At 48.6% G+C, this 18,086-nt stretch carries 16 protein-coding genes; 12 read left to right on the top strand and 4 right to left on the bottom strand.

Annotation, left to right across the window (positions count from 1 at the left end; translation table 11 throughout):
- The first annotated feature begins 63 nt into the window (after positions 1–63).
- The 4 genes from VNK96_04775 to cmk all read left to right on the top strand — a co-directional run bounded on the left by VNK96_04775 (position 64) and on the right by cmk (position 3,348).
- Positions 64–384 (top strand): TfoX/Sxy family protein, encoded by a 321-nt coding sequence (locus VNK96_04775; GenBank protein HWP31027.1) that lies wholly within the window; start codon positions 64–66, stop codon positions 382–384.
- A 99-nt stretch (positions 385–483) separates the two neighbouring features.
- Positions 484–1,338, top strand: a complete 855-nt coding sequence (locus VNK96_04770) for a prephenate dehydrogenase/arogenate dehydrogenase family protein (GenBank protein HWP31026.1) — start codon at positions 484–486, stop codon at positions 1,336–1,338.
- Entirely contained in the window at positions 1,326–2,594 is a 1,269-nt protein-coding gene (aroA, locus tag VNK96_04765; GenBank protein HWP31025.1) for a 3-phosphoshikimate 1-carboxyvinyltransferase, read from the top strand. Before VNK96_04770 ends, aroA begins: the two co-directional genes overlap by 13 nt.
- A gap of 88 nt (positions 2,595–2,682) precedes the next feature.
- On the top strand, positions 2,683–3,348 hold the full coding sequence (gene cmk / locus VNK96_04760) for a (d)CMP kinase (GenBank protein ID HWP31024.1): 666 nt from the start codon (positions 2,683–2,685) through the stop codon (positions 3,346–3,348).
- Here the strand turns inward: cmk and VNK96_04755 are convergent.
- On the bottom strand, positions 3,306–4,619 hold the full coding sequence (locus tag VNK96_04755) for a Glu/Leu/Phe/Val dehydrogenase (GenBank protein ID HWP31023.1): 1,314 nt from the start codon (positions 4,617–4,619) through the stop codon (positions 3,306–3,308). The genes cmk and VNK96_04755 overlap by 43 nt on opposite strands.
- Before the next feature lie 267 nt (positions 4,620–4,886).
- Positions 4,887–5,216 (bottom strand): zinc ribbon domain-containing protein, encoded by a 330-nt coding sequence (locus tag VNK96_04750; protein HWP31022.1) that lies wholly within the window; start codon positions 5,214–5,216, stop codon positions 4,887–4,889.
- A 57-nt stretch (positions 5,217–5,273) separates the two neighbouring features.
- On the opposite strand from VNK96_04750, the gene VNK96_04745 reads away from it, so the two are divergent.
- From VNK96_04745 to VNK96_04735, 3 genes are all read left to right on the top strand, one after another.
- Positions 5,274–6,041: a DUF6754 domain-containing protein gene (locus tag VNK96_04745; GenBank protein HWP31021.1), complete on the top strand. Its 768-nt coding sequence runs from the start codon at positions 5,274–5,276 to the stop codon at positions 6,039–6,041.
- A gap of 33 nt (positions 6,042–6,074) precedes the next feature.
- Positions 6,075–7,685 (top strand): hypothetical protein, encoded by a 1,611-nt coding sequence (locus VNK96_04740; protein HWP31020.1) that lies wholly within the window; start codon positions 6,075–6,077, stop codon positions 7,683–7,685.
- A 185-nt stretch (positions 7,686–7,870) separates the two neighbouring features.
- On the top strand, positions 7,871–8,107 hold the full coding sequence (locus VNK96_04735) for a zinc ribbon domain-containing protein (protein ID HWP31019.1): 237 nt from the start codon (positions 7,871–7,873) through the stop codon (positions 8,105–8,107).
- A 217-nt stretch (positions 8,108–8,324) separates the two neighbouring features.
- On the opposite strand, the gene VNK96_04730 is transcribed toward VNK96_04735, so the two are convergent.
- Positions 8,325–8,516 carry a hypothetical protein gene (locus VNK96_04730; GenBank protein ID HWP31018.1) on the bottom strand — a complete coding sequence of 64 codons (192 nt, stop codon included), beginning with the start codon at positions 8,514–8,516 and terminating at the stop codon, positions 8,325–8,327.
- Between the two features lie 121 nt (positions 8,517–8,637).
- Between VNK96_04730 and VNK96_04725 the strand changes: the two genes are divergently transcribed.
- Positions 8,638–9,165, top strand: a complete 528-nt coding sequence (locus tag VNK96_04725; GenBank protein ID HWP31017.1) for a hypothetical protein — start codon at positions 8,638–8,640, stop codon at positions 9,163–9,165.
- 80 nt (positions 9,166–9,245) lie between these two features.
- Here VNK96_04725 and VNK96_04720 read toward each other — a convergent pair whose 3' ends face one another.
- A complete protein-coding gene (locus tag VNK96_04720; protein HWP31016.1) occupies positions 9,246–10,544 on the bottom strand; it encodes a thymidine phosphorylase in 1,299 nt (432 codons plus the stop codon).
- Positions 10,545–10,643: 99 nt separating this feature from the next.
- Between VNK96_04720 and rpsA the strand changes: the two genes are divergently transcribed.
- The 4 genes from rpsA to VNK96_04700 all read left to right on the top strand — a co-directional run bounded on the left by rpsA (position 10,644) and on the right by VNK96_04700 (position 18,081).
- Positions 10,644–12,131: a 30S ribosomal protein S1 gene (gene rpsA, locus VNK96_04715; protein ID HWP31015.1), complete on the top strand. Its 1,488-nt coding sequence runs from the start codon at positions 10,644–10,646 to the stop codon at positions 12,129–12,131.
- Between the two features lie 93 nt (positions 12,132–12,224).
- Positions 12,225–12,797, top strand: a complete 573-nt coding sequence (gene coaE, locus VNK96_04710) for a dephospho-CoA kinase (GenBank protein HWP31014.1) — start codon at positions 12,225–12,227, stop codon at positions 12,795–12,797.
- A gap of 202 nt (positions 12,798–12,999) precedes the next feature.
- Positions 13,000–14,883: a hypothetical protein gene (locus VNK96_04705; protein ID HWP31013.1), complete on the top strand. Its 1,884-nt coding sequence runs from the start codon at positions 13,000–13,002 to the stop codon at positions 14,881–14,883.
- Positions 14,884–14,934: 51 nt separating this feature from the next.
- A complete protein-coding gene (locus VNK96_04700; GenBank protein HWP31012.1) occupies positions 14,935–18,081 on the top strand; it encodes a S8 family serine peptidase in 3,147 nt (1,048 codons plus the stop codon).
- The last annotated feature ends 5 nt before the right edge of the window (positions 18,082–18,086 follow it).

Below are 18,086 nucleotides of genomic sequence, written 5' to 3'. Positions count from 1 at the left end.
TTGCCTGACTCCTTTGACATTTTATTTACTATGGCATACCGACCTTCAAGATACGAACAAGTAATGAAAGCCTCCGAGGGCTTGGACGCCCGCGCTCGAAAAATGTTCGGAGGAATGGGTATTTACACAGGCGAAAAAATGTTTGCCATTCTTTTGGACGACTCTGTCGGGCTCAAACTTTCACCGCAAGATAGAGAAGAGGCACTTCGACTCGAAGGAGCGAAAACTTTCTGCCCCGGTCCTGGCGCTCCAGAGATGAGCGAATATGTAGAGCTCCCCTCTTCGATATTGGACAATACGGAGGTATTTCAATATTGGATACGACGCAGTGCTGAATACGCGCGTTCCAAAAGCAAGTTCAACGGCGAGCCTTCGCTGAAATAAAACAGCGTTTATCGAGGCGCCATAGTCTTTTTGCGTCTTTCACCTCCTCGAATCACATAAAATACAAAATCCTTTCAGAATAAAATCCTTTTATAAAATATGCGACGCGTAAATTACGGCACTGTAGGAATCGTTGGTCTCGGGCTTATCGGAGCTTCGATAGGTATGCGCTTGCGGAATATAGGAGTCGCTAAGCGAGTTATCGGTTTCGATGTTTCAGAAGAAGCCCGAAATGCCGCCGCCGAGCGTGGCGCGGTAGATCAGATTTATGAAACTCTAAACCGCTTAGGTGATGCGGATATTTTGATTATCGCCGTTCCTCCGAATCAGGTGATTCCATGCCTCGTAGAAGCGGACGTATTTTGCAAAGTGAACTGCATCGTAACGGATACGAGCAGTGTGAAGGCGAACGTGGTTTCGTGGACGGAAACGTATCCTTTGCGATTCGGTCCGCGTTTCGTCGGTGGTCATCCGATGGCTGGTAGTGAGCATAGCGGAGCAGAATATGCCGACCCGAATCTTTTCGAAAATCGTGCGTGGGTTTTGACGCCTACGGAAAAAACGGACAAAGGCGCGTTGGAAGCGATTCGCTCTTTGGTCGTTTCTTTAGGTGCGCAGCCAGTCATATTGACTCCCGAAGAGCACGATAGGCACGCTGCGATTCTTTCGCACCTTCCTCATGCAATTGCAGGAATTCTCGCGCAATTGGGAAGCAATTTGGTGCATCCGGAAATCGCAGGTCCGAGTTGGAAAGATTTGACTCGAGTTGCAGGAGCGAATCCCGAACTTTGGGCGAATATTTTTCGCAACAACCGAGCGCAAATCGTTTCTGCTTTGGAAGATTTGGAATATATGCTCGAACAACTTCGCAAAGCCGTGGATGCGGAACAACATGAAGCATTGCTCGACTTTTTCGAAGCGTCTCGAAAGGCAAAAGCAGGGTGGGAGAGTTAGTCCTTCGTAAAGCCTCCGGCTTCGGGGGGGAGTTTCGACCTCCGAGCGATAAAAGCATCACGCATCGCGCCTATATGATTGGCGCGATTTCGATTTCGGGGGGGGAAATCTCGAATCCCTTGCGAGCGCGAGATTGCGAAGACACTTTGCAAATTCTTCGAGATTTGGGAGCGCGAGTCGAATCGAGCCATGATGATGTGCAAATTTTCCCTTCGGAATTTCGTTCCCCGGGTCGTCCGTTATGGTGCGGAAATTCCGGGACAACGATGCGTCTTATGACAGGTTTGTTAGCCGGAGTAGGGGTCGAAGCAGAACTTGTAGGAGACGAATCGCTTTCCAGAAGACCTATGCGTCGTGTCATCGAACCGCTCCGTCTTATGGGAGCAAACGTCGAAGGAGATACAGCGCCTATAAAAATAAAACCTGCAAGATTAAAAGGAATTCATTATCGCTTGCCCATAGCGAGTGCGCAGGTGAAATCCGCTTTGCTCTTGGCGGGATTATTCGCAGAAGGAGAAACCATTATCGAAGAACCGGCAGCAAGTCGTGACCACACAGAACGCATGCTTCGACATGCAGGTTGCGAAGTGCAAATCGAACATTGCAAAGTGAGCATACGTTCGGGGAAACCTAAAAGTGTTATCATGCGAATTCCCGGCGACATTTCGTCCGCCGCTTTTTTTATGGTTGCTGCCGCTTGTTTGCGGGGAGATTTGCATGTTCGGGAAGTCGGAATCAATCCGACACGCAATGGGATTTTGGGTGTTCTTCAGTCTTGTGGGGTATGTTTTGAAATCGCCAATCGAAGAACGGAACAAGGTGAACCCGTAGCCGATATTCATTTCGAAAAAAGTTCATCCGAATATCAATCTTTCGAAATCGGAGGTGCGAACATTCCTCGATTGATCGATGAAATTCCGATACTTTCTGTGTTTGCAACGCAGTGCAACGGAGTTTCGGTCATTCGAGATGCTTCAGAATTGCGAGTAAAGGAAAGCGACCGCATCGAAACGGTTGCAAGAGGTTTGCGAGCGATGGGAGCGAAGGTAGAAACGTTCGATGACGGTCTTGCAGTCGAAGGACCGGTTCGCTTGCGAGGCGCTGTCATCGATGCACAGAACGACCATCGCATCGGAATGGCGTTCGCAGTTGCGGGACTTTTAGCAGAAGGCGAAACACGTATTACCAACGCGGAAACGATTGCCACGAGTTTTCCAGGATTCGAAGAAGAACTTCTTCGTTTAGCCAAAATGTAGAAGCGCAGCCGCGATTGATCCGAGTGCGAATCTCGCCTTTAGAGGTTCGAAATCAACGAAATCGAAATTAAAATCGAAATTAAAGAATATGCCGAAAGCAGTCATTGCGATAGACGGACCAGCAGGAGCAGGAAAAAGCACGTTAGCGAAGGCTCTTGCGAAGAAATTAGGTTTTCTATACATAGACACAGGGGCTATGTATCGAGCTGTCGCGCTTTTAGCGTTGCGAAACGGTCTCGGTCCGAACGATGGCGAAAAGGCGGCGGAAATTGCGCGCAATGCTTGTATTCGTCTTTTACAGGATAACAGTCAACACGTAATCGTGAACGGGGAGGATGTAACGGAAGAGATTCGAACTCTCGAAATCGGAGAACTCGCAAGCGCGCTCAGCACGCATTCGGAAGTTCGGCGTGCTTTGGTCGAAAAACAAAAAAGAATGCTGGAAGAAAAGCCCGCAGTCATCGAAGGTCGCGATACGACGACGGTAGTATGTCCCGATGCGAAATTGAAAATTTTTCTAACGGCATCAGTTAGCGAACGCGCGCGAAGAAGATGGAAAGAATTGAAAGAAAAAGGGCAAGCCGTGCCCCCCCTCGAAGAAATTGAAGCGCAAATCGCACAGCGAGACGAAAGGGACAGCACACGCGAAGATAGCCCACTGCGCGTGGCACCCGATGCAATCGTAATCGTTACGGATAACTTAACGCCTGATCAGGTTTTAGAAGAGGTTTTGAAAGCCTGGCGAGCAGGCTGAGCCGGTTTTTTCTCTTCCCTGAGATAAGCCCCGGTCCATCCTCGGTCTTTGCAGGCTTGCGCAACCCGCTGGATTGCCACTAAATACGCAGCCATGCGCGGAGGAATGTTCCTTTCTCGTTGCACTTCTAAAACATTTGCAAAAGCCGCAGTCATCGTCTCGTCCAAACGAGCATAAACTTCGCCTAACTTCCAACGAAAGTTATAAGCGTTTTGCACTTGCTCGAAGTAACTAACGGTTACACCTCCTGCATTGCACAAGAAATCTGGAATCACGAAAATATTTCGCGAAAAGAGGATAGAGTCCGCTTCGGGAGTCGTCGGTCCGTTCGCCAATTCGGCAACGATTTTCGCACGAACATTTTTTGCGTTTTCCTCGGTGATTTGATTTTCTAACGCTGCAGGAAGAAGAACATCCACATCGAGTTCGAGTAAGTCTTTGTTCGAAATTTTTGTAGCGCCTGGGAAATCAACCACGCTTCCGGTTGCCTCTTTATGTGCGACTACTGCTTCGTAGTCCAATCCGTCCCGATTGTATATTCCGCCTTTCGAATCGCTAAGGGCGACGACTTTCGTTCCGAACAAATCCTGCAACAAGTGATGGGCATGAGAACCTGCATTGCCATAACCCTGTATGGCAGCAGTGGCATGTTTCAAGTCGAGTTCTAATGTATTCGCTGCTTCACGCAGGCAAATCATGCCCCCCCGTGCTGTCGCATCGTCTCGGCCAGGAGAGCCACCGATACTCAGTGGTTTTCCTGTAAACGAACCAGGTGCATGCGTACGATAAATTTTTTCGTATTCGTCCATCATCCATGCCATGATTTGGGGGTTCGTATACACATCGGGGGCAGGAACATCCCAATCCGGACCAAGTATAGAACTCGCCGCTCGAACATAACCTCTGCTCAGACGTTCGAGTTCTCCTTCGCTCATTTGCTTCGGATTGCAAACGACTCCGCCTTTGCCCCCACCTAAAGGCAAATCCACCAACGCTGTTTTCCACGTCATCCATGCCGCTAAGGCGCGAATCGTATCAATCGTCTCTTCGGGGTGAAAACGAATTCCCCCCTTGCAAGGTCCGCGCGCCCAATTGTATTGCACGCGATAACCGGAAAACACCCGCACAGAACCATCGTCCATGCGAATGGGGATTCGAAAATGATGTTCTGCCATAGGATATCGAAGAAGTTCGTGGATATCCTTGTCTAAGTTCAGTAAGTGGGCGGCTTCGTCTAATTGTGCTTGAGCCACCTCGAATGGGTTATTCATAGCCCCAGTTTACAACATAGACTTCATGAAGTTGCTTCGTTATCGACCCCGTAAATATGAGGTTAATCATATCCTTGTCTTCGATATTGGATAGCGGATCGTTTAAGCTTTTCCCTTTGCGCTGCTTGAAAAAAACCTAATATGATTTTTCATAAATCTGGTTCCCCTTGCGAAGCAGGGGGAACTTCTAAGGAGGGGGTTTTTAAAAACTACTCGTTCTTTTTCCTCTCTCGATGAGAAAGTTACAACTTTTCATCGTACCCCCCCCTATTCTTCCTCGTCTGATTTTCCTTCGATGTCTTCTTCGAAAAGTTCTTCCAAATCGTCTGCAGAATCATCGTCCATAGCAGAGCCCATTTCTCGCATCGTCCTTCGAATTTCCGAATAGGAATCCGGTTCGTGCATTCGCTCTAATTTATCTTCCACATCCGATAGCCGTTCTTCTTCCGAACGCACTCGAGCAAACCTTCCGATAAGTCTTTTCGTATGTTTGGAAGAACAATGCGGGCAACTTTCGTCATCGCTTTCTTGTACGACACCTATCAAAACAGTAAAGCGTTTGCCGCATTCCTCGCAGAGATAATCGTAAATAGGCATCTAATTTTTTATTGTAGTCCGTATTAATCAATCTTTTTTGGCGTATCCTCTTTAATTATGGACCTTCCCTGGTCAATGCGTATTCTCGCTTTCTTAGTCTGCGGACTCATTCTTATGCGAACGATGTTCGCACGTCGTGGAAAAGAATATTTTATCCGCCGCATTCCGGGCATAGATGCGTTAGAGGAAGCAGTAGGACGCGCTACAGAAATGGGAAGACCCGTAGTCTTCACTCCAGGGATAGCCAGTTTGGATAACATGCAAGTTTTAGCGGGTTTAGCGGTTCTCGGGTGGATCGCCCGACAGTGCGCTAAGTTTATGGTTCGCGTCATCGTCCCTGTGATGGAGCCGCCAGTCGTTCCCGCTGCCGAGGAGATTTTGCGTGAGGCGTATCGCAGCGAAGGAAAGGAAGAATTTTTTCATCACAGCGACGTTCGATTTCTTTCACGCGACCAGAGCGCATTCGCAGCGGGCACGATTGGCATTCTCACTCGAGAACAAGCCGCCGCCGGTTTTTATTTCGGCTCTTTCGGTTTCGAATCCCTTTTGATTGCGGAAACAGGTAACCGCATCGGTGCGATTCAAGTCGCTGCTACTGCGGATTATTTTCAAATTCCTTTTTTTATATGCACTTGCGATTACACTTTAATCGGCGAAGAACTGTATGCCGCGAGTGCATATCTCTCGCGTAACCCTGTGCAAGTCGGAATGTTGAGCGGGCAGGACATGGCGAAGTTATTGCTTTTAGTGTTATTATTTTTCGGCTCTGTTGCCGCTATTTTCTATCCCGTATTGAATCCTCTCGAAGGTCTTTTGGGCTGGTGAAATTCGCTGCATGACAAAAATGAGGGATAACACGTGTTTCGTTTGAAACGCGCTTTGATTTGGGGCATCACATTCGGATTCGGCCTCATATGGATTTTGGCGTTTTTCTTGCCGACGGAAATAGGGGGGGGAATCGACCGATACGGAATGTATGCTCCCGACCTTTTAGGAACGACTCTTTTTTATACATCCGGTTCGCGTAAAGCACCTCAACCGCTCAGCGAGCATCAACAAGGTGCCTATCTCGTGCGAATGGATTTGCGCGCGACGAACGTGCGCGAAAGAGTTTTCGGTTTTTCTCCTTTTCGTCGCGACGATTATTACGGCGCAAAAAGACCTTCTGTTTTTTCTACAGAAGACGGCTTCAAACTCCTTTATTTGGGTTTGGGTAAAGACGACCGAAGAAGAATCTGCTTGGCGGAAAGCGAGGATGGGCGAAATTGGATCCCTCGAAATCGAGCGATCTTCGACGCAAGGGAAACCCCCGGAGGTCCGCATTGGTTTACCGTGTTTCGAACCGCGCGAGGATATCGCATGCTTTATATCGTTTATGGGCGAGGAGTCGTCCACTCAGCGACAAGCGATGATTTGATGAATTGGAAGAGTGAAGGTGTATTTCTGCGTCTGCAAGACCCGGAAACTCCATTAGCGCTTTCCCCTTTGTCCGATGGGCGATTTTTGTTGCTATCGCAAATGCCGGAAGGTTCGCCCATTCTTACGGTTACTGAAATTCGAGACGCTAAGCCAGTGGGGCGCGTTTTTTGTGGGGGGGCTAAAGAAAGTCTTCCGAAGGACGTAATTTTGCGAGAGGAAATCTTCCGAGCGCCATTTTTCGACGAAATCGTGGATGTGCGTGCCGTTTCCGATAACGGGCGACTTCGCATCCTTATCGTAGGGGGGGTTCGTCCTACGGAAAATGAGGCTCAAGACGGAAGACTGCGCATCGGTCTTTGGGAAGGCACGAACCTCGAAGATTTGCGCATCGCAACCGGTTCGCAGCCCGATGGTTCTCTCGTCGCTTTGGGGAATCCTGCAACTTCTACTCTCTTCCATGAATGGGCAGGAGCGCTTGCGAATTTCGTTCCGACTGTGATGACTTTCGGTTTCGGCATGGGCTTGATCAGCTTGCTCAGCGTGCATGGCAGGCGTCTCGTTCGAGGTGAAACGGGAAGATTCTATAGTGCAGTCGTTTTGCTCGCTCTCCTTGTCATGCTCATAGTTCAGATAGGTTATCGAACGAATGCTGCCCCCCCGGATTTTTGGAAATCTTTGAACGATTTGCTTTTTATGAAGATGCAATTTCCGTTGGGTTCTACGATGTTCGGCTTATTGGCGGCGTATTTGGTTTCCGCAGCGTATCGCGCATTTCGTATACGCACTTTCGATGCAGCAGTTTTGACGATAGTTGCCGCTTTCGTGGTTTTGGCTCAAGTTCCTGCGGGGCAATTCATCGGATCGCTCTTTTCACAACAAGCGCTCGAAGTCGGCGCAAAGATAGACGCGTTCGTTACAGAGCCTCGCACTTGGCTGTTGACCGTAGCCAACGATGCCGTGCAGCGCGCAGTGGGTTTCGGCGCCTTCGTAGGCGCGATTGCAATGGCTCTTCGGATTTGGTTGAGTTTGGATAAAACCTCTTTGGAGTGAAACCATATTTATTTCGACTTCGTATTACATCCAAAGACCTAATGAATTTTGTGCTTGAAGTTCATGCTACTGCTCCTGCAGTGGAGACTATAACCTTCCCGGAAGTGTCTTGTAAGTTTTTGTGCTGGTGAAATACTTCAATAATTGGTATTATTCCGCCCTCACCCTAAAAAGGAGAAAATTACATGGCTGATTACTGTCATTCTTGTGCTGCAAGTTTGAACGACCCTCAAAACAAAGGGGAGTCGGATGTCTATTGCAACGAGTGCTCGAACCCGAACGGAGAGTTGAAATCGCGTGCAGAAGTTCAAGAACTCATTGCACGGTGGTTTATGCGCTGGCAACCGGATTTGACGATCCAAAGGGCTCGTGTGCGAGCAGAGCACTTTATGCGCGCCTTACCAGCGTGGTCGGACGATTAATTTTTTTTCCACTCCGAGCTCGCTCAAGTAGGAATTTTTGCGTTGCAATTTCTCTGTTCCCAAACTCTGTTTGGGAACTACGTCTTATTTTAATTCCTGCTCCCTCGCTCCCAAACTCATTTCGTTATTTTTTTTCTCGTTCCCAAACTCTGTTTGGGAGCGCACCTTTGCTCCCTCGTTCACAAACTCTGTTGGGAACGCACCTTTGCTCCCTCGTTCACAAACTCTGTTTGGGAACCGCATCCTTATTTTTCATTCCTTGTTTCCTCATTCCAAACTCTGTGTTCTCGAATACGTTTTTGTGATGCGCGACTCGTTTCGGATAAATAAATAAAATACAATCAATCGTAGTGCAATCCGATACGTAATCTTTGTCGCGACTCGCTTTTTTATAAAACGGACGCAGCATTTTTCTGCTCTCTCGCTGGCGTTTTTCGACCGTTTTCGATATAATGTAGCTAAGTTTCGCCGAGGCAAGCTTTCGGGAGGCACTCTCCCATGCAAAATTTCGTAGGGAAGTTTTTGTAAAGATGAAAATGGGTGCAAGGCAGGGATTGTTAGTAATAGTAGCGATAATTACGTCGCTTTATGGTTGTTCTCGACAGGAAAAGATAAAACTCCCTCCCGGATGGGTGCGTGTCGAGAGGTCGGATTTAGGGTTCGAACTCGGATTGCCGAAAAAGCCGAAAGAAGACCAAATGAACCTCAGGGGATTAACTGCCACCGCACTGACATGTGAAGAGGACGGAGTAAGTTTTATTGTCTTTTACATGAAATCCCCGAAGCCTTTAGACACCTTATCGAAGAAAAAAGATGCCCTGGCTGGTTTCACTGACAGCATTATAAAAGGTGGACATAAAGTTTTAAATGAAAGAGAAATATCGAGAGACAATGTAGTAGGAAGAGAATTTTTAATTTCGACACAATCACCCCAAGTTATGAAGATCATGGTTTTCGCAAACGATAAAGGGATGTTTACATTAACTACGGTGTGCGCTCGAGAAAAAATAGCATCACCTGATATAGAAATGTTTTTCGATAGTTTACGTTTGAAATAAAGTTTTATTTCTTCCTCGTTTTGTTCCCTCGTTCCCAAACTCTGTTTGGGAACGCATTTTCTTTCAAATAAATAAAGTTGCTAAATGATATCAACTATGAGTTTTTCCTCTGCCTGCTGATCTCCAATCTTAACTGCGCTTAATAACTTCGCAGCCGCTTTATCCGCGCTCTCGTTCGAAGATGCGTGAATTACGAAAAGCAAGTCACCAGAATGCACCTCATCCCCCAGTTCCTTGCGAACTTCTAATCCCACAGCGGGATTAATCTCATCTTCTTTGCGAAACCTACCAGCACCCAACTCACGTGCTATTTCACCGATTTCAGCCGTCGCAAATTCTATTATAAAACCCGAAGAACTCGCCTTGCATTCGCGGCGAATCGGCGCTCTCGGCAGAACGTTATCGGGGTTGTCCACGACTTCGCTTACCCCCCCTTGTGCTTTTATCCATTCTCGCAATTTTTCGACAGCAGCCCCATTGCTCACGACTTCCGATGGGTCGTTTACTTTTGGATGCCCCCCCAAAGATTTCGCAATCTCAATCGCTTCCTTTGCGAGCGTCAAGGCGACTCGTCCCAACCTGCCTCGACATCCGTTTTTGAGTTCCAAGATTGCATCTTTCACTTCCAGTGCATTCCCTACCGCCTTAGCAAGAGGCTGATTCATTGTCGTTAAAATTGCGCGTACTGTTTTCCCTGCGCCTCTACCGATTTCCACCATGAGCTTTGCGAGTTCTCTCGCTCTATCTTCCGTTTTCATGAATGCCCCTGAACCGACTTTCACATCCAATACGATTCCATCTGCACCGCATGCGAGTTTTTTGCTCATGACACTCGAGGCAATTAAAGGAAGAGAGTCTACTGTTCCTGTGGCATCGCGCAGGGCGTAAAGTTTTTTGTCGGCTGGCACGAGTTTTTCGCTTTGCTCTGCGAGGGCGATTCGGATTTCGCGCGCTTGCGACACTAAGCGCTCCGCTGTCAAGTCGGTTCGAAATCCGGGAATTGCCTCGAGTTTGTCTATCGTTCCTCCAGTGAATCCCAAACCCCTACCTGCCATTTTGACTACTGTTATCCCGCATGCCCCCAGAATCGGCAGCACAATAGGTGTGGTTGCATCTCCCACTCCTCCTGTACTGTGTTTATCGAGAATCGGTCTCGGAAGGCTTGAGAGGTCAGGTTTTTCTCCCGACTCCGCGATGGCTCGTGTGAGCGCGACAACCTCGGAAACAGACAATCCTCGTAAATACACAGCCATCAGCCAAGCGGCGATTTGATAATCCGGGATTTTTCCTTCTGAAATATCTCGGATAAAAGTTTCGATGGACTCGGCGGAATGCTCACGCCCGTCTCTTTTTTCCTCGATAAAGTGAATTACTGTCATTTATGTTGGAAATTTTCTACGCAAGAATATATGAAAGTATGCAATACTTACACTTCGCCCGAAACCGCGCGCGAGATATAGTGATTAGGGGAAATGACTATGACCGACGAGACAACAATGATGCCCTCTCATCAGCCGGAAAACGATGTCCAGGCTATCGAGGGCTCGAACGAATCTAAAAAGAACGAATCGAACACGAACCAAAACGACGAAAACTCTGAAAAGTTCGAACGAAAGAACGGATACGACGAGTTCTCCGCGGCTATGGAGGAATTTGCTTCGGAGGGAATCGACGAAGTTCCGCAGCCGCTAACAAAAGGCGAAGTCGTCACAGCAACTGTTGTTCAAGTAGACAAAGACCGAGTTTTTGTCGACCTCGGGCAAAAACGCCAGAAAGCAGAAGGCGTCATTCCTCTGGCTGAACTTTCGCAGAAGGCAATTGATTCCGCTTCGGATGTCGTCAAAGTCGGCGACAGAATCAAGGTGAAAGTGATAAGACCCGACTCTCGAGAGGGGAACCCGATAGTGAGCAAAAGGCTCGCGGATTTCGAGGCAGCATGGGAACGTCTCGTCGAAGACTACAAGTCCGGAAGAATTATCAACGCAATGGTTATTAATCGCGTTCGAGGCGGATTAGAAGTAGATGTAGGCGTTAGAGGGTTTGTGCCTGCATCCCATGTCGCTACGAGCGATATCAAAAAATTAGATAGGTACGTGGGACAAAGCATCCCATTGAAAATCATTGATATAGATAGCGTCAGAAATAAAGTCGTCCTCTCCAACAAAGAGGCAGAAGAAATCCTGCGGGAACAAAGGCGAAAAGAATTTTTCGCGAATGTTCGAAACGGCGACATTCTAAAAGGGAAAGTTCGACGCCTCGTGGATTACGGCGCTTTCGTTGATTTGAACGGGGTAGATGGGTTGCTTCACGTGAGCGAAATTTCATGGGCAAGGCTCGAGCATCCTCGCGAAGAGCTTAAAGTCGGCGACGAGGTAACCGTGATGGTTTTACGTGTTGACCCCGAAAGAGGAAGAGTAAGTTTGGGGCGACGCCATGTTCTCCCCGACCCGTGGGTTAGCATAAAAGAAAACTATCACATCGGGCAACAACTGAAGACGAAAATCTCTCGCGTGGTGCAAAGCGGTGCCTTCGTAAGACTCCCTGAAGGAGCGGAGGCATTTATCCCTGTGAGTGAAATGGCTCACCGCAGAATCTCGAGACCGTCGGATATTGTCAAACCGGGAGACGAAGTGGACGTTCAAGTTATCGAACTTCGTCCGGAAGAAAGAAGAATGGTGTTGTCTATGAAGGCGCTTCTTCCTTATGAAGAACGTCAGCCGAGACGAGAGCCGAAGCGTAAAGGGCGACAGAGACGTATAACTCGAACCGAAGAAGAACCCCATTCGACGGGTACGACTATAGGCGAGCGACTTGGCGCTCTAAGAGGCTTAATTCAGCGGGATGAAGAACAATCCGACGAATCGGTTGAAACGGAACAATCGGAAAGCAGCGTCGCTGCAGTAGATTTAGAAGCGTCCGAGGAACAAGAGCATCCGGAACGAAGAGAAGCAGAAAATGCGGACTAATCTGAAAAGTTCACGTGAAATGAAGCTCCAAACGAGCAGAAAAAACGAAACGATTAAAAAAAACAAAGTAGAAGAATAAGTTACGATTAAGAAGTGCGCATTGCCATAACGGGCGGACCGTGTGACGGAAAGAGCACGGTCTTATTTTTTTTGAAAGAGCTGGGGTTCCCAGGAATCAGCGCAGATGAGATTGTCTCGAGTTTGTATGAAGACCCGGATTTCCAGAGGAAACTCAAGGAGGAGTTTGGAGAAGAAGCAGTACGAGGGGGAAAAGTAAACAAAACTTGGCTTCGAGAAATGGCTTTTAGTGACGCTAACTTCCGGAGGCGACTTAATGCCTGTATGCATCCTTTGGTTTTGAATCGCATGTTTTCGTGGGGGGAAAATGCGGAGGGGACATGCTTTTTCGAAATTCCTTTACTCATCGAGACGGTTACCCATCCTTACTTCGATGAAGTTTGGGTGCTGGATTCCGGAGAAGAAAATCGGATGAAGAGGTTGACGGCTCGTTTTCAAGGCGATGAGCATATGGCGAGGAAGGTAATGGAGGCGCAACTCCCCACGGAAGTGAAACGTGTATTTGCTGACCGAATTGTGCGAACCGATTTCCCGATTCATACAGTCAAGTTACTGATAGAAAAAATCGTGTCGGACATAGACTTTTAGGATGTTCGATACGTGCTATACTCGCATCTTGTGGCTCTCCTGCGCTTATTGAAGCGCAGAAGCCGGAGGATGTGCTGAATTTGGTAGGTGCTTTAGTGGGTGTTTCGTGCTAAAGGGCATACCCTCGGAGCAGTTGCCGAAAACAAGCAGTGTTGTTTCGAAGAACAGAGATGAAAAAAGAAGCAAGGAGGAAACAAACATCGTGAAGGCTTTATCTCCCCTTTTGCCGAAGAACGCTTTTAGAGCTTTTCTACTCAGCAGTTGTTTTGCGCTCGTATTCATGATAACTCCCGAGTCCAGGGGGCAAATCACGGCAACCCTTCCTCAGTGGGCTGTTATTGATTTTGCCAACACGTCGGGAATCGGCGGACCCGCTCTTGGTGGCACTGCAGCAGACGCCGTTGCTACGTTATTGGCAGGTACCAACAAGGCGAATGTCGTTCCGCGAGAAACCGTGGAGCGTGCTTATACAGATTTGGGACTCCAACCCCCCGTAACCCGTCACCTCGACATTTTGAAATTAGGGCAGTTCTTGCAAGTCGAGACCGTTTTTGTCGGTGAGGTAACGCAAGCGCGTATTAACACCGGAGGAAACGGGAAGTCTGCGGACATCGTTATGGAAGTTCGCGGTATCGATGTCGCTTCTGGATTAGCGGTTTATGGCGCTGCAGTTTATGGGCAATCCTCAGAACGACCTGGTGACGTTAGCGACGATACTCTTCTTGCAGAGGCTGTAGATTACGCTGCTCAGCAAGTCGTCTCAAGAGTCCTTTCTCAACAAATCGGCTATGCATACGTACTCGCCACACCGGGCAAAGCCTTGAGACTGAATAAGGGTAGTCGTGAAGGAATTAAGCAAGGAATGGAGTTGGTAGTTACCCGTGGAAAGGAGATGGTTGCTGTTATTCGAGTTACGAGCGTTTCGCCTGACCAAAGTGAAGCGACTGTTTCTCGAAGCGTGAAAGGTGTTGCTCCAGGCGATAAAGCTCGCCCAATTTACGACAAACTCGATACGGTTGTTCTCACCAGTCGTGGTCCGAAAGTTCGAACGGTAAAACGAATGGATGTAACGAATTCGCTGGTTGGGTTGCTCGTTATTGGGTTAGGCGCGACTTTGGTTGCGAAGGAGAATATGGAATTCGGTCCCGGCGAATTTATTACAGAAGCAGATTTGACTGCATCGGGAGCGCCAGCGGTTCGATGTAGTTGGACTCCGAATATCTTTACAGGCTCTGTAAACAACAAGGTGGAATGGCAAATCTTCCGTCACGATTTAGACGGAATTGATTTGAACGGGGATGGCATCTTTCCCGACCCCGCTTTAGTTGCGCAAGCGAACGAAACCACGATTCTCAATACAGGAACTGGATTTACTGGCAGTTATCGAAACCTCGACGCATTCGTAGGTGGTCCTGCTTGCATCGAGGACCCGGGTGGTACGGAATTCAGCGCTCCGGGAATCATTTCTGGAATTACTTATCTTTATCGCATTCGATTGGTTTATAAACTTTCCTCACTCGATGTTCCTGGTGCTGGTGAAGGTGATGTCGTGGATTGTTATTTCCAAACTGGTTTCGAATACGCAAAAGGTAACGCAACGCCATTGGAAAGAACAATTCCCACTTTCCCGGCTGATGGAGCGCAAGACGTTCCCAACGAAACCGAATTTTGTTGGCAAGCGGTGGAATCAGCAACAGATTACGCTGTAGAGATCTCGACATCACCTGCTTTCAATAATCCGAGTCAGGTAGTGATGGTCGCATTCAAGCAAACGACAGCGGTGCCACCAGGAACGGAACTTTGTACGGATGAACCGATAGACATTAGCGGCGTGTTTCCAGGTGTAAAGAAATTGTATTGGCGTGTAGGTGCGAGAGTTGCTGGAGATGTGCCTGGTCCTCGTCCAGACGTAATTGCCCAGCGTTTCGTACCCGGTGTTGTCGCGCAATTCGAACGAGTTGAAGAACCCCCGCCACCTCCAGGTCCGCAAAAGAATCCGATGACGCCCAAGCCTGGTGGGAAGCGACCTCCGAAAGGAAAACCGGATGATCGTAAACCTGGTGGGACACCCAAGAAGGGACGCTAAAGTCGGACGTTGTCAATGTAGTGTTATGCTTGTTCATTAGGAGTGGAGACGATGACAGGAAAACTTTGGAAATGGATATCGTGCCTAATAATTAGTGCATCGAGTTTCGGTGTAACGGCTTTTGCACTAGACACGGACTACCCGTACAAGAAGGGTGAGATCATCGTGTGGTTGAAGAATCAATCCACGACCTATGATCAAGCCTCCTCTTTTGCGCAGAGTTACGGGATGGTTCTGAAACGTATGATGCGTGCACCGGGGATGTTTCTTATTTATTTACCGGATGCGGACAAATTGTCCGAGTTAGAAGAGAAAGCAATCATCCAAGAAAAACTCGATGCGATTCGCGAAAGCGTTCTCGTCAAGGCTGCTTATCTCAATCACAAAGTAGAACTGTATCAAAATCCCAACGATCCTGAATTAGGAACGAGCGTAAACGATACGACTAAGCAATGGAACTTGTTCCAAATTGGATTACCGGATCCAGGGGGGGCATGGGAAACCACGAAAGGACGCGATGGTGTAATCGTCGCCGATATCGACACGTGGTATGACTTAGACCATCCCGATTTTCTCGATAAATTCGGAAACCTCCGCTTCATTACAGGCTACAACACTTTCACCGGTGGCACGGAGGTTCGTCCGCCTTTGCCTCCTGATGCTTTAGACTTTTTCACCCACGGCACGATGACAGCGAGCGTCATGGTTGCTGGAACGGATAACGCTCTCGATATGGCAGGCGTGACGTGGGAAGGTGTGAAGTGTCTACCGATTGTCGCTTGCGATGATTTCGGAAACCTTTGGTTCGAGTTAATTTTCGATGCATATCAATTCGTGATCGATTACAACGAAATCCCCGACTTGCCCCCCCTTCTCGCGCAAAACATGAGTTATGGGGCTGGTTTTCCCGATGCAATTTCCGAGCAAATGCTCAATCACATCGCATCGCAAGGAACGATTCCTTTCGCTTCATCAGGGAATAGCCGTCCTTTCCCTGCCGGTTGGCCTGCGAGTTTCAAGAGCGTAGTGTCCGTCGCTGGAACACGTTACGATGGAGGCACAAAGGGGACATTTGCAAGTTATTCGAGTCCTGGTAGCGAAGACGGAATTCACAAAGTTGATATCGCTACACCTACTGGCGATTTTACGGCAGACGTTCTTTGCTTAGGGTATTTCGGAGGCAGTTCTGGAACTGTTGCTGGTGGTGGAACTTCTTATTCGTGTCCTGAAGCGGTGGGGGCGGCAGCACTTCTATTTTCTGGAGGAATAGCGCGAGAGGATATCGTGGACGTATTGAAAGAAACGGCTGTCGTCGCTCCAGGAGATACGAAACCGAATCTCGACACGGGTTGGGGCGAAATAGATGTCGCTGCCGCTGCAGCGCTTTTAGTTCCTTATATCAAACCGATAACTCCCGAAAACGGCGCAACGATCAAATATCAAAAAGTGCCTTTTGTTTTTCGTCTGTTTCGTGTGGAGACATCCGGCGCGAATGCGCCTGTCGTTACGATCGAAACACAAGATGGTAGTTTCTCGCAAACCGTAGATGCGGGTGATTACACCATAGACCCAGACCCAGAAGGCGACCCGAACATTTTCATTTTGAAAGGGGCAACGCGTTTATACGATGGCGTAAATAACGATAACAGTTGGATTATTCGTGTAGAAGGCGTAGACGATGCTACGAACGCGATCCCGGTCGAAGGGGAAGTGCAGTTGTCGGTAGTTTCCCATAAGTGGACGACATTCAGCGAACCTTCGACGGGAAAGATTATGTTTTCGCTCCCATATGGAATCGGTGGTGATGGCGCACCGCCAGGAGGATATCTACCTGAGGATCTTTTCGGGACGTTAGGTGTGGATTTCGATATGGCGCGATGGGTTTTCACCGGCCTGGATGCGAATGGGAATCCGCAAGGAACGTACTCGTTTTACACAGGGGGGGATAACACCCAAGATGCAGGGTTCACTCCTGCAAGCGCAGAAATCATCAAAACCTATCAATCCGGCTCTACGACACAAGAAACACCACAAAACGGTCCTTGGGGTGTAGGTTGGTGGTTACTCCTTCCGACGAATTTCACCGCCTCTATGCCCGTCGAGGAAGGTCCTGAGCCCGATGTTTTGCACTATAGAATTAAATTGAATCCGGGTTGGAATCAATTCGGAAACCCATACGATTACTTCGTGGATTGGGGCAACTGCCTCATCGTTATCGAGACGACGTTCGGTGAGAATGTATACACGATTGACGAAGCAGCAGCGAAGAAGATCATCAATCCTCAGATTTTCCGCTGGCAATTAACGAGCGATGGGACCGGCGTCGATATGGATTACACGTGGAGAGGAACTGCGAACGGTCAATTGGTTCCTTTCGAATCCCATTGGGTGCGCGCTCACAAAGAATGCTGGCTGCAAGTTCCACCGACACCGGCGAACGAAAGCAGCCCGAAGGGTGATGGCTCGATCATTCACGGAGACGGTTGGGCAATGCAGTTGAGTGTCGAAGCACCGGGTGCACGAGATAAAAATAACTTTTTCGGCGCGACGAAGGATTTCGACGAATCGCAAGACGTCGTAGCCGAACCCCCCCCTGGACCTAACGATGTCGTTCTGTATTTCTTAGGAAAAGACGGAAAGACTGCCGTAGCGCAAGATTTGCGAGAGTTTTCGAAGAGCAAGCAAACTTATACTTTCGTGGTTCGCCCCCACCGTGCGAACGCGACGTATACTCTTCGATGGAACGAAATCGCATCCTCTTCGCAAAGGATACGTTTGACCCTTTATGATGAAGCGACGGAAAAGACCCAAATCGTGCGCAATGGCACGACATTCCAATTCCGCGCTGATGAAAAACTCACTCCGAGGAAATTCACGATAACCGCTGTACCTGAAACGCCTGGAAAACTCCTCATCAGCGGGACGAGAGTTTCCGGAGGAGCACGCAGTAGTTACACGATTCAATACACGTTGACGACGGATGCGAACGTTCAAGTGCGCATCTTGGCGACGAACGGAAAGTACATTGCCGATTTAGAATCGCGCTCTCGCAGTGCCGGCACTGCCACTGTGGTTTGGAACGGTCGTGATTCTCGCGGTATTGCAGTCCCCCCCGGCGTTTACATCGTACAAATTTTGGCGGAAACACCGGAGGGAGAACGCGCAAGGGTTACGACCCCTGTAACTGTCGTACGATAGGAGGA

Source organism: Fimbriimonadales bacterium, assembly GCA_035559795.1.
GTDB lineage: Bacteria > Armatimonadota > Fimbriimonadia > Fimbriimonadales > ATM1 > DATMAR01.
This window is presented reverse-complemented; position numbering and strand designations above follow the sequence as displayed.

Excerpts from the sequence above, each read along its gene's own strand:
- VNK96_04755 (HWP31023.1), bottom strand. The coding sequence starts at position 4,619 with ATGAATAACCCATTCGAGGTGGCTCAAGCACAATTAGACGAAGCCGCC.
- VNK96_04725 (HWP31017.1), top strand. The coding sequence starts at position 8,638 with ATGAAAATGGGTGCAAGGCAGGGATTGTTAGTAATAGTAGCGATAATT.
- VNK96_04770 (HWP31026.1), top strand. The coding sequence starts at position 484 with ATGCGACGCGTAAATTACGGCACTGTAGGAATCGTTGGTCTCGGGCTT.
- VNK96_04720 (HWP31016.1), bottom strand. The coding sequence starts at position 10,544 with ATGACAGTAATTCACTTTATCGAGGAAAAAAGAGACGGGCGTGAGCAT.
- cmk (HWP31024.1), top strand. The coding sequence starts at position 2,683 with ATGCCGAAAGCAGTCATTGCGATAGACGGACCAGCAGGAGCAGGAAAA.
- VNK96_04745 (HWP31021.1), top strand. The coding sequence starts at position 5,274 with ATGGACCTTCCCTGGTCAATGCGTATTCTCGCTTTCTTAGTCTGCGGA.
- VNK96_04735 (HWP31019.1), top strand. The coding sequence starts at position 7,871 with ATGGCTGATTACTGTCATTCTTGTGCTGCAAGTTTGAACGACCCTCAA.
- VNK96_04775 (HWP31027.1), top strand. The coding sequence starts at position 64 with ATGAAAGCCTCCGAGGGCTTGGACGCCCGCGCTCGAAAAATGTTCGGA.
- VNK96_04700 (HWP31012.1), top strand. The coding sequence starts at position 14,935 with ATGACAGGAAAACTTTGGAAATGGATATCGTGCCTAATAATTAGTGCA.
- rpsA (HWP31015.1), top strand. The coding sequence starts at position 10,644 with ATGACCGACGAGACAACAATGATGCCCTCTCATCAGCCGGAAAACGAT.
- VNK96_04730 (HWP31018.1), bottom strand. The coding sequence starts at position 8,516 with ATGCTGCGTCCGTTTTATAAAAAAGCGAGTCGCGACAAAGATTACGTA.
- VNK96_04750 (HWP31022.1), bottom strand. The coding sequence starts at position 5,216 with ATGCCTATTTACGATTATCTCTGCGAGGAATGCGGCAAACGCTTTACT.